At 73.9% G+C, this 10,543-nt stretch carries 13 protein-coding genes; 5 read left to right on the top strand and 8 right to left on the bottom strand.

Translation table 11 applies throughout. The annotated features are described in order from the left end of the window. Window positions 1-1,225, top strand: a 1,225-nt coding sequence (locus KIK08_RS34005) for an Rv3212 family protein (protein WP_214407421.1), incomplete at its 5' end; no start/stop codon positions are given. Between the two features lie 61 nt (window positions 1,226-1,286). Then, window positions 1,287-1,832, top strand: coding sequence for an EXLDI protein (locus KIK08_RS34000; protein WP_214407420.1), 546 nt, complete (start codon window positions 1,287-1,289; stop codon window positions 1,830-1,832). Between the two features lie 42 nt (window positions 1,833-1,874). Here KIK08_RS34000 and KIK08_RS33995 read toward each other — a convergent pair whose 3' ends face one another. The 5 genes from KIK08_RS33995 to KIK08_RS33975 are packed head-to-tail and all read right to left on the bottom strand — an operon-like array spanning window position 1,875 to window position 4,665. Continuing rightward, complete coding sequence (locus KIK08_RS33995) at window positions 1,875-2,141, bottom strand: hypothetical protein (RefSeq protein WP_214407419.1); 267 nt, start codon at window positions 2,139-2,141, stop codon at window positions 1,875-1,877. Next, the gene (locus KIK08_RS33990) at window positions 2,138-2,974 is read right to left on the bottom strand and encodes a RecB family exonuclease (RefSeq protein WP_214407418.1); all 837 of its coding nucleotides are present in this window, start codon (window positions 2,972-2,974) and stop codon (window positions 2,138-2,140) included. Before KIK08_RS33990 ends, KIK08_RS33995 begins: the two co-directional genes overlap by 4 nt. Before the next feature lie 24 nt (window positions 2,975-2,998). Continuing rightward, window positions 2,999-3,874 carry a PHP domain-containing protein gene (locus KIK08_RS33985; RefSeq protein ID WP_214407417.1) on the bottom strand — a complete coding sequence of 292 codons (876 nt, stop codon included), beginning with the start codon at window positions 3,872-3,874 and terminating at the stop codon, window positions 2,999-3,001. A gap of 34 nt (window positions 3,875-3,908) precedes the next feature. Beyond that, window positions 3,909-4,496, bottom strand: coding sequence for a PH domain-containing protein (locus KIK08_RS33980; RefSeq protein ID WP_214407416.1), 588 nt, complete (start codon window positions 4,494-4,496; stop codon window positions 3,909-3,911). A 7-nt stretch (window positions 4,497-4,503) separates the two neighbouring features. Beyond that, window positions 4,504-4,665, bottom strand: a complete 162-nt coding sequence (locus KIK08_RS33975) for a hypothetical protein (protein WP_214407423.1) — start codon at window positions 4,663-4,665, stop codon at window positions 4,504-4,506. Between the two features lie 121 nt (window positions 4,666-4,786). Between KIK08_RS33975 and KIK08_RS33970 the strand changes: the two genes are divergently transcribed. After that, window positions 4,787-5,182, top strand: a complete 396-nt coding sequence (locus KIK08_RS33970) for an NUDIX hydrolase (RefSeq protein WP_214407415.1) — start codon at window positions 4,787-4,789, stop codon at window positions 5,180-5,182. A gap of 95 nt (window positions 5,183-5,277) precedes the next feature. On the opposite strand, the gene KIK08_RS33965 is transcribed toward KIK08_RS33970, so the two are convergent. Further along, complete coding sequence (locus tag KIK08_RS33965) at window positions 5,278-5,781, bottom strand: MaoC family dehydratase (RefSeq protein WP_214407414.1); 504 nt, start codon at window positions 5,779-5,781, stop codon at window positions 5,278-5,280. A gap of 281 nt (window positions 5,782-6,062) precedes the next feature. Between KIK08_RS33965 and corA the strand changes: the two genes are divergently transcribed. Further along, on the top strand, window positions 6,063-7,115 hold the full coding sequence (gene corA, locus KIK08_RS33960; protein WP_408004775.1) for a magnesium/cobalt transporter CorA: 1,053 nt from the start codon (window positions 6,063-6,065) through the stop codon (window positions 7,113-7,115). 41 nt (window positions 7,116-7,156) lie between these two features. Next, entirely contained in the window at window positions 7,157-8,164 is a 1,008-nt protein-coding gene (locus KIK08_RS33955) for a DUF5914 domain-containing protein (RefSeq protein WP_214407412.1), read from the top strand. Here the strand turns inward: KIK08_RS33955 and KIK08_RS33950 are convergent. Together KIK08_RS33950 and KIK08_RS33945 are read right to left on the bottom strand one after the other, a co-directional pair. Beyond that, complete coding sequence (locus KIK08_RS33950; RefSeq protein WP_214407411.1) at window positions 8,140-9,000, bottom strand: DMT family transporter; 861 nt, start codon at window positions 8,998-9,000, stop codon at window positions 8,140-8,142. The two genes, KIK08_RS33955 and KIK08_RS33950, sit on opposite strands and share 25 nt — an antisense overlap. A 627-nt stretch (window positions 9,001-9,627) precedes the next feature. Next, complete coding sequence (locus KIK08_RS33945) at window positions 9,628-10,464, bottom strand: class I SAM-dependent methyltransferase (RefSeq protein WP_214407422.1); 837 nt, start codon at window positions 10,462-10,464, stop codon at window positions 9,628-9,630. Between the last annotated feature and the right edge of the window lie 79 nt (window positions 10,465-10,543).

The raw sequence follows: 10,543 nt of genomic DNA, 5'->3' as shown, positions 1-10,543 counted from the left end.
CCGCGGTGACCTGGTCGCCGCGGCGGTTCTCGTCGTGCTCGTGGTGGTCGCCGCGGCGGTGCTGTGGGGCACCGGCGAGGTCGCCGGCACGACGTCCACACCCGCGGCCGACGCCGCACCGGAGCCGCCCCCGGCCGCCCGCGTCCCGGGCGGGTTCACCGAGGCCTGGCGGGCGCCGAGCGGCGCGACGCCGCGGCCGGTCGTCTCGCGGCACGCCGTGGTCAGCGCCGACGGCTCCACCGTCACCGGCCACGACCCCCGCACCGGCGCCGCCGTCTGGACCTACAGCCGCGACGTGCCGCTGTGCACGGCCGCGGCCGGGTTCGAGGGCGCCGACGAGGGCGTCGGGCGGGTGCTGGCGCTCTACCGCGAGGGCCCCGACTGGTGCAGCGAGCTCACGGCGCTGCGCCCCGACACCGGTGCCCGCGCCGCGGCCGCCAACCCGGACACCCGCCCCGGCGCCCGGCTGCTGGCCGCGGGCTCCTCGGTGCTCGGCACGGGGTCGGACTACCTCGAGGTGCTGCGCTCCGACCTGGTCAAGACGCTGGAGTACGGCCTGGTCAGCGCGCCGGCCCAACCCGAGCGCCAGCCCCGGCCGGGCTGCCGGTACGGCTCGACGGCGCTCATCTCCGGGCGGTTGGGAGTCGTCGAGCGCTGCCCCGGCGAGGTCGGCGACCGCCTCACCGTGCTCTCCCCCGACGGCCCGGACGGCGCCGACAAGCCGTCCGAGGAGTTCTCGGTGGCGCTGCCGGGCACCGGGGCCGTGCTGGTCGCCCTGACGCCGGAGCGTGCCGCGGTTTCCCTGCCGGGGCCGGCGCGCCTGCTGGTGTTCGACCGCCAGGGCGCCCAGGTCGACGCGGTCGGTCTGGACGTCCCGGAATCGGAGCTGGCGCAGGACCCGCCGGGCGGGGTGGCGGCCGTGCGGGTCGACGGGCAGCGCAGCTACTGGTGGACCGGCTCGCGGACCATCGCTCTCGACGCGGCCACGCTGCGCCCGCTGTGGACGGTCGTGGGCGCGCTCGGGACGGCGCTGCCCTACGGGGGCGGCCTGCTGGTCCCGGTGCCCGACGGGTTGGCCGAGATCGACCCCGTCGACGGCTCCTCCGTGCGGACGCTGCGCGTGCCGCGGGCCGACCCGCTGGGTCCGGTCCGCCTGGACGCGGTCGGTGAGGTGCTGGTAGAGCAGCGCGGGAACGAACTGGTGGCGTTGCGACCCTCCGGCTGAGCGCCGGGGCCACCCGTTCGGCCGTCCTCGTCTACGTACACATATGCGTATAGTCTCCACCGTGCAGGAGGTGCTGGTGCCGAACAAGACGATCTACGTCTCCGACGAGGACATGCCGCTGTTCAAGCGGGCCGCCGAGCTCGCGGGCGGCAGTGCCTCGGCGGCGATCGTCGCGGCGCTGCGGCGGTACGTCGAGGCCGAAGAGGGCCGCGTGGAGGGCTACGACGAGGTGACCGTGCGGGTCGGCGTCGGGGTGGGCCGCAAGGTCCGCTTCTCCGGGGTGCTGCTCGGCAAGCTCGGTCGCTCCACCTCGACGCGGGAGGAGGAGTACCGCGTGTACCGCACCCGCAGCGGCAAGTTCGCCGCGCACATCAGCCGCTCCCCCGAGTGGGCCGAGAGCGGCAACCCGGGCAACTGGGTGAAGGAACTGACCAACTGGCGCGTGATGCTCGGCATCGACGAGTCCAGCTGGACCTTCGCCCAGGCCGAGGCGACCCTTGAGGTCGCGGACACCCTCGAGGAGCTCGCCGGGAAGATCCCGGCCGAGCTCTACGCCATCGTCGCCGAACTCGCCGACGAGCCCGCCGTCGAGGACCTCGACCTTTAGTGCGGGGACACTAGGCTCCCCCGCTCGGCGCGCCGGGCACCGTCACTCCAGCCACTGGAACACCAGCAGCGCGACGGCGGTCGCCAGCACGACCACCGCGGCCGCCGCACCGCGCCCGCCGGGGTGCCGGTCGGCGTAGACCTGCGCGGCGACCGCGACCGCCGCGGCCAGCGCGTGCCAGGCGAGCGTGGCGGTGCCCGGCCCCGGCGTGCCGGAGACGTACCAGGCGACGACGAGGGCGACGAGCAGCGCGACCAGCCCGCCGGCCAGCACACCGGTCAGGCCGCGCAGGATCCGACCCGCGGTCACGGCACGAGGTGCGACCACGGGACCGTCTCCGGTGCGGCGGCGCGGCCCTCCGGGCAGTTGCGGCGCATGTCGCAGGAGCCGCATCGGGGCGCGGGGCGGGGCGGGAACAGGACGTCCGGGTCGCCGCCGCGCTCCAGCTCGTCGGTGGCCGCGGCGAACTCCCCCGCCGCCTCCTCGGCGCGGCGCAGGTGCGCGCGCAGGGAGTCGCGGTCGTGGCGCCAGGCGTGCACCTCCCCCGACGGCAGGTGGTGCAGCTCCACCTGCGTGCAGGGGCGGCGCAGGGTGCGCTCGGTGGCCAGCGCGTACAGGGCCAGGGCGGGCGAGTCGGCGGCGTCCCGCTCGGTCGGGACGTGGCTGCCGGACTTGTAGTCGACGACCACCAGTTCCGCGCCGCGGCGGTCGATCCGGTCCACCCGGCCCTCGACCACGATCCGCTCGGTGGACACCGAGACCCACTGCTCGCGACCGACCGGCTCGTCCTCCGGGTCGAGCCCCTCGGCGTAGTCGGCGACCCAACCGCGGGCCCGCTCGCGGTACTGCGCCGCCTGCGCGGCGTCGCGGAAGCCCTCGCTCGACCAGTTGCGGTCGACCAGCCCGGCCGCGGCCTCGCGCGTGCGCCGGGGGGCGGGCAGGTCGAACAGTGCGCGCAGCGCCAGGTGCACGACCGCACCCAGGGTGCTGGCGGCCCGGGCACCGCCGCGCGGCGGGGGCGGCTTGTCGACGTAGGTCATGCGGTAGCGGCGCGGGCAGTCCGACCAGGTGGCCAGCCGCGCGGGGGTGAGCTTGACCAGGCGCGTCGTCTCGAACTCGAACCCGAGCTGCGCGCCTTCCACCGGCCCCACGGTATCGGGCCCCGGTCACCGCCCGGTGGCGACCTCCGTCCCGCTCGCCTGCTCGACGATGGCGTCCAGCGCGTCCTCCGCGGTGCGCTCGGCCGCGACCGGGGTCGTCTTGTTGGTGCCGTGGTAGTCGCTGGAGCCGGTGGTGATCAGGCCGTGTTCCGCGGCGAGGGCCCGCAGCAGTTCGCGGTCCTGCGGGGAGTGATCGGGGTGGTCGACCTCGACGCCGCCGAGACCGACGGCCGCCAGCTCCTCCAGGACCGACAGCTCGACCACCCGGCCCCGCCTGCGGGCCAGCGGGTGGGCGAACACCGGCACGCCCCCGGCGTCGCGGATCATCGCGATCGCGGCCCGGACCGGGGTGTCGACCTTGGGGGCGTAGTACGGGCTGCCGGTGTAGAGCAGCGTCGCGAACGCCTCGTTCACCGAGGTCACCACACCCGCGGAGACGAGCGCGCGGGCCAGGTGCGGGCGGCCGGCGCTGGCGCCCTCGGGCAGCAGGGACAGCACCTCGTCGGGGTCGACCGGGTAGCCGTCGGCCGCCATCTTCCCGGTCATGGCCCGCAGCCGCTGCACGCGCTCGTCGCGCAGCCGCGACTGCTCCGCGTGGATGGCCGCGTGCGTGGGGTCGAACAGGTAGCCGAGCAGGTGCACCCCCACGTCGCGCTCGTCGCGGCCCGTCGGGCTCGTGCAGGAGAACTCGGCTCCGCGCACGAGCCGCATCCCGGCCGGCAGGGCGGCGACCGCCTCGGCCCACCCGGAGGTGGTGTCGTGGTCGGTGATGGCCAGGACGTCGACGCCGGCCGCGGCCGCGGCGGCGACCAGGCCGGCCGGGCTGTCGGTGCCGTCGGAGGCCGTCGAGTGGGTGTGCAGGTCGATGAGGGGGGCGGGCACGCCCGAGGCTAACCCGTGCCCGGGAGCCTGCGCGTCACTTGCGCCAGCGCGGCCGGGCCAGCATGCCGGTGGCCCGGGTCTTGCCCTTCTCCCCGAACACCAGCTCGGAGAGGGCCTCGTAGACCTCCTCCGGGCGGGGCATGTAGTCGATCCGGTTGAGCGCCTGGATCTGACCGGCCGACTCGACGACGAGCGTGCCGTAGCCGAGCATGCGACCGCCGAGCGAGCGCTGGAACGTCAGGTCGGTGACCTTGCCCAGCGGCATCATGCCGACGTTGTGCACGATGATCCCCTGGGCGAGCATGACCCGCTTGTCGGTGATCACGATGCGCTCGATCCACCACAGGATCGTCATCACCGTGAACCTCAGCACCGCCACCAGCGCGAGGTAGAAGGTGAGGTTGTCGACGATGGCGCAGCTCAGCGGGAGCTCGTCGTTGCGCTCGGAGATCGCCAGGCACTCGGAGCTGTCCGGGATGTAACGCTCCGCGATCACCATCAGCAGCAGGAACAGCCCGGTCTGCAGCACGTTCTTGAGCATCACGGCCCAGTGCTGCCGCACCCGGATGACCCTGCGCTCGGTCGGGAGCAGGTACTCGTCGATCTCGCGGGGCGCGAGCACGGTCGGCTTAGTTGAGCACGCCGGTGAAGAAACTCGTGAACGACTCCGCTGCGTTGCGCAGGGTGTCGCCGATGTTCCCCACCGTGTTGGCTGCCGCTCCGGGCTGGGTGATGACGAAGAAGATGAGCAACGCTATCGCGAGCAGCCCAACGATCTTCTTCACGTTCACCAGGACCACCGTTCTGAACCGAGGGACGTTCTGAACCGAGGGAGTTACGGTCGCTCATAATGTAACCCGCCGCCCGTCGTGCGCGGTATCCCGCACCCGAGGCCGGAGCAGCTCCCCCCAGATGACGCAACGTAGTCCGACCATCCCCTGCGTGGGTGGCGTCGTGCACGACGATCAGCACCGTCTGTTGCTCGTCCAGCGGGCGAACGAGCCCGGTCGCGGACGGTGGTCGTTGCCCGGCGGACGAGTGGAGCTCGGCGAAACCGACCATCAGGCACTGGTCCGGGAGATGCACGAAGAGACGGGCCTTGCGGTCGAACCCGGGGCGCTGGTCGGCCGCGTCACCCGCGGCAACTACGCCATCGCCGACTACCGCTGCACGGTCGTCGGCGGGACGCTGCGGGCCGGCGACGACGCGCTGGCGGCCCGCTGGTGCGACGCCGCAGAGTTACGGGCCCTGCCACTGGTGGACGAACTGCTCGACACGCTCGAACAGTGGGGCGTCCTGCCGGAGTGACCGAGGTCACATCCCGCTGGGCCGGTTCGACGCCCGTCCGGAGTATCACGCAGGCGGCCCGGGCACTCGCTCCCGACGACGGGCCCCTCCCGCGCCTACGCGCCGGGCACCGGGCGGCCCGGCTGCTCCCCGCCGCGGGCGTCGCCGTAGGAGCGCTTGGGCACCATCACCTTGCGCCGGAACGTGCAGACGACGGTGCCGTCCTGCTTGTAGCCGCGGGTCTCGACGTAGACCACCCCGCGGTCGTCCTTCGACCTGGACGGCGTCTTGTCCAGCACCTCGGTCTCGCCGTAGATGGTGTCGCCGTGGAAGGTCGGCTTGGTGTGCTTCAGCGACTCGACCTCGAGGTTGGCGATGGCCTTGCCGGAGACGTCGGGCACGGACATGCCCAGCAGCAGCGAGTAGATGTAGTTGCCGACCACCACGTTGCGCTTGAACTCGGTTGTCTCCTCCGCGAAGTGGGCATCCAGGTGGAGTGGGTGGTGGTTCATGGTCAGGAGGCAGAACAGGTGGTCGTCGTACTCGGTGACCGTTTTGCCGGGCCAGTGCTTGTACACCGCGCCGACCTCGAACTCCTCGAAGTACCGCCCGAACTGCAACGCTGCCGCCTCCCGCGTCGATAGGCCAACGGAGGGGTAATCTAACCCGTGGCCACCCGCCCGGATGGTGGTCCCGACCACAGGACAGGAGGTGAGCGCGGTGCCGAGTGCACCCGGTTGCAGTAGTCGCCGCGTTCCCGAGCTGGTGGCCTGCTGACGGCCCACCCCAATCGGGACGCGAGTTACGAGTCCTCGTCACGAGCGCAGCTCGTGCGTCCCGTTCCCGGAGGTGAACCGTGTCCGCCCTGTCCTCGATCCGTCCCGCCATCCGCCCCGCCGCCGTGCGCCGCGCCGCGAAGGCCGAGCCGCTGCTGCCGAAGCTGCGCGTCCCGATCGCGCGCTCCGTCGTCGACTGCGCCGTCTACATCGACGGCAAGCGCCTCCCGGGCCGCTGGTCGCACGACACGGCGCTGGCCGAGGTGCGCCGCCGCGGCGAAGGGTTCGTCTGGATCGGCCTGCACCGGCCCGACGCCGAGCAGATCACCGGCATCGCCGACGTGTTCGACCTGCACGAGCTGGCCGTCGAGGACGCCGTGCAGGCCCACCAGCGCCCCAAGCTGGAGCGCTACGACAACACGCTGTTCATGGTGCTCAAGCCGGTCTGCTACGTCGGGCACGCGCAGCCGACCACCGCGAACGAGATCGTCAAGACCGGCGAGCTGATGGCCTTCGTCGGCGCCGACTTCGTCATCACGGTCCGGCACGGGGAGCACTCCTCGCTGGCCAACGTCCGCCGCAAGCTGGAGGCCGACCCCGAGCAGCTCGCGCTCGGCCCGGCCGCCGTGCTGCACGCCGTGGCCGACCACGTCGTGGACAAGTACCTCGACGTCACCGAGGCCATCGAGGACGACATCGACGAGATGGAGCGCGAGGTGTTCACCCCGCGGTCGGTCATGGACGCCGAGCAGATCTACGTCTACAAGCGCGAGGTGCTGGAGCTGCGCCGGGCGGTCGCCCCGCTGGCCGGGCCGCTGCGCAAGCTGACCGAGGGCTACAGCTCGCTGGTGCCGCACGAGGTCCGCTCGTACTTCCGCGACGTCGACGACCACCTCTCCACCGTCACCGAGCGCGTCGCCGGCTTCAACGAGCTGCTCACCTCGCTGGTCGACGCGGTGCTGGCCAAGACGACCATGCGGCAGAACAACGACATGCGCCGCATCACGTCCTACGCGGCCATCATCACCGTGCCCACGATGATCGCCGGCATCTACGGGATGAACTTCGACTTCATGCCCGAGCTGCACTGGGAGTACGGCTACCCGGCGGTCCTGCTGGTCATCGCGACCATCTGCATCACGCTGTTCCGGGTCTTCCGGCGCAACCAGTGGCTGTAGTCCCGCTCGCCGTCGGTCGGGCCCGGTTCTAGCCTGTCCCGGTGAACGACGTGCGCACGACGGCTCGTCCGGCCAACCCGCTGCGCAGGCTGCACCGCCCGCGGTGGGCCGAGCAGGAGCCGACCTGGGCCGACGCCAAGCCGGGGCTGATCCGGGCGGCGCTGAACCGCGCCCGGGCCCGCACCACCGGTGGCTGGTACGTGCTGGCCGCCAGCCGCGAGGTGCGCCCGGGCAAGGCGTTCGGCCGGGTCGTGGCCGGGCGCGAGCTGGTGGCCTGGCGCGACACCGACGGCGCACTGCGCGTCGGGCCGGGCGCCTGCCCGCACCTGGGCGCGGCGCTGTGCGACGCCCCGGTGCACGAGGGGCGGCTGGTCTGCCGCTGGCACGGGCTCGCGCTGGGCGCGTCCGGGCGGCCGGGCTGGCGCACCCTGCCCGCCCACGACGACGGCGTGCTGGCCTGGGTGCGCCTCGACGGCACCGGCGACCCGGTCGACGGCGAGCCCACCGACGCGCCGGTGATCGGGCCGCGCCCGCCGCTGCCCGGGCTGGACGCGGTGGCCACGGTGATCGGCCGCTGCGAGCCCGACGACGTCGTCGCCAACCGGCTCGACCCCTGGCACGGCGCCTGGTTCCACCCGTACTCGTTCACCGCCCTGCGGGTGCTGAGCGCGCCCGCCGTCGACTGCCCGCCCGCCGAGGACCGGTTCCTGGTCGAGGTGACGTTCACCCTGGGCAAGCGGTACGGCGTGCCGGTGGTCGCCGAGTTCAGCTGCCCGGACGCGCGCACCATCACCATGCGGATCGTCGACGGCGAGGGCACCGGCAGCGTCGTCGAGACCCACGCCACCCCGCTGCGACCGGGCCCCGACGGGGTGCCGCGCACCGCCGTGATCGAGGCCGTGGTGGCCCACTCCGACCGTCCGGGCTTCGCGAAGGCGCGCACGGCCGGGCCGCTGGTCCGCCCGCTGATGCGGGTGGCCGCGGCCCGGCTGTGGCGCGACGACCTCGACTACGCCGAGCGCCGCTACGCGCTGCGCGCCCGTTCCTGACGCCCGGCCAGCACGACCGCCGCCCCGACCAGCACCGCGCCGACCGTCCCGGCGACGCCGAGCCGCTCGCCGAGCACGACCGCGGCCAGCCCCGCGGCGGTGAGCGGCTCCAGCAGGGCCGTCACGGCGCCGACGGAGGCCGAACTACTGGCCAGCCCGCGGAAGAAGGCGGTGTACGCGGCCGCCGTCGGCAGCACCGCGAAGGCGACCAGCAGGGCCAGCGCCCCCGGCTCCGCGACGAACGCCACCGCGCCGGCGTCGACCGCGGCCAGCGGTCCGAGCAGCGCCGCTCCCCCGAGCACGAACGCCGGCCCGGTGGTCAGCGCGGCGTCCAGCCCCGGCACCGGCCGGGCGGCGAGCAGTGTCATGGCCGCGAACCCGGCGCCGGCCACCACGGCGGCGACCGAACCGAGCAGCGCCGTGGCCGGGTCGAGCCCGTCGCCGGGCAGCCCGACCAGCAGCACGATCCCGAGCACGGCCAGCCCGACGGCCCCGGCCATCGTCCACCCCCCGGCCCGGTCGACCAGCAGCACGATCACCGGCGCGCTGCCGATGGTCACCAGGGTCGCCAAGCTGACCGAGGTCAGCGAGACGGCCGTGAAGTAGGCGGCCTGGAAGACCGCGGCGAGCGCACCGATCGCGGCGATCCGCCGCCAGGCGCGCGGCCCCCGTGGCCACCGCCCGGACAGCACGAGCAGCCCGACCAGGACCACCCCGCCCCCGGCGAGGCGGTACCCGGCGACGGCGAGCGCGGACAACCCGGTCCGCTCGGCGAGCAGGCTGCCCAGCAGCCCTCCGGTGCCCCACAGGACACCGGCCAGTACGAGAAACGGCATGTCGAAGAACGCTCCTGCGACGAAGGGAAGGGGTCGCGGAAGCGGGGACGCCCGGTGGGCGGGTCAGGAGGACCGGTGCACGACGACGCGCACCGCTGCGGCAGCGGGCGCGCGACCAGGGGACCCCGCGATCAGCGGGGCGGCGGGGTGATCGGGAACGTCCGGTGCACGGGGGGAGCCTATCCCGGGCTGATCGGGACGTCCGGGGATTTCGTCGTCCTGCGCCTTTGGCGCTTTGAGGGGGCCTCCGGCGGCGCCTGCGGCGGGCTATTGAGGGGCCTCCGGCGGGCTCCTACGCGGAGGGCGGCCTCTGATCAAGCAGGGGCTTCCGGGGGGTGGAATGGCCGCTCCGCGGCCAGCTTCACGGCTGGGCGGGGCGGGCGGGGCGTCCTCGCAGCACGAGGTGGGTGTCGCAGCGCCGGGTGGGCGTCCTCGCAGCGCCCGAGGGGGTGTCCTCGCAGCGCAGGGTAGGTGTCGCAGCACCGGCTAGGTCGTCGCAGCCCGCCGGCGGGCTGCGACCACACCGCCAGGTCTGCGAGGACCCCGAACCACCTGATCGACTCGCCCCGAGGAGGGCGCCCGCGCGCTCGACCGGCCCGCTTCGACCTCACCACAAAGCCGGAGGCCCTACGGTTTCGTGATGTCGATCCCCTCCGGCGGCGTCGGCGCCACCGTCAGGGCCGGGTCGACGACGTCGGTGCCGCCGGGCTTGCGCCCCAGGAACGTGTGCACGATCTCCTGCTGCCACCCGGGGAACGTCTGCACCTTGATGTCCTCGAACCCGGCCGCGCGCATGCGCTCGGTCAGCCCGCGCACGCCGTCGAAGTCGAGCACGCTGCGCCACAGGTAGCGGTAGAGCGCGCCGGAGCCGGTGCGCAGCCTGCCCATCGGGATGATGATCGCCCAGCAGACGGCCGTCCACACCGCGCGGCTGCGCGGCGAGTCCTTGACCGAGTACTCGTGCAGGGCCAGCGGGGCGCCGGGGCGCAGCAGGTCGCGGAAGGTGCGCAGGGCGGCGTCGCGATCGACGAGGTTGCGCAGCAGGTAGGCGGCGAGGATGCCGTCGTGCTCGCCGGTGATGCCGGCGGCGGCGAGGTCCTCGGCGTCGGCGTGGACGAACCGCACCGTGGGCGGCCAGGTCTTGGTGGCGGCCTGGGCCAGCATCTCCTTCGAGGCGTCCACCGCGGTGATCCGCGCGTCCGGGGCGGCGGCGAGCAGCGCCTCCGTGGAGGCGCCGGTGCCGCAGCCCAGGTCGAGCAGGTGCATGCCGGAGCCGCGGTTCGGGATGCCCATGCGCCGCGCCGACATGCGCAGGTGCTCGTGGTAGCCGGGGTTGGCGGCCACGAGGCGGTCGTAGGCGGCCGCGTCCTGGTCGAACGAGGAGGCCACGGTGGCCCGGCTGATGCGGTCGTCCGGCTGGGCCTTCTTCGGCGGTGACGGGTCCACGCCGCGATCCTGGCGCATGCCCGCCCACGTGGCGAGGCGGGTCGACGACGCGTCGGGGTGGTCGGCGGCGGTGGGGGGGGGGCCGGGGGGGGCCGCC

It is taken from the genome of Pseudonocardia lacus, from assembly GCF_018531445.1.
Taxonomy (GTDB): domain Bacteria; phylum Actinomycetota; class Actinomycetes; order Mycobacteriales; family Pseudonocardiaceae; genus Pseudonocardia; species Pseudonocardia lacus.
Note: the sequence above shows the minus strand (reverse complement) of the source record. Positions and strands in the feature narration are given on the sequence as shown.

What these genes read in the sequence shown, in the direction of transcription:
- KIK08_RS33945 (WP_214407422.1), bottom strand. Translation starts at nt 10,464, where the DNA reads ATGCGCCAGGATCGCGGCGTGGACCCGTCACCGCCGAAGAAGGCCCAG.
- KIK08_RS33950 (WP_214407411.1), bottom strand. Translation starts at nt 9,000, where the DNA reads ATGCCGTTTCTCGTACTGGCCGGTGTCCTGTGGGGCACCGGAGGGCTG.
- KIK08_RS33970 (WP_214407415.1), top strand. Translation starts at nt 4,787, where the DNA reads ATGACGCAACGTAGTCCGACCATCCCCTGCGTGGGTGGCGTCGTGCAC.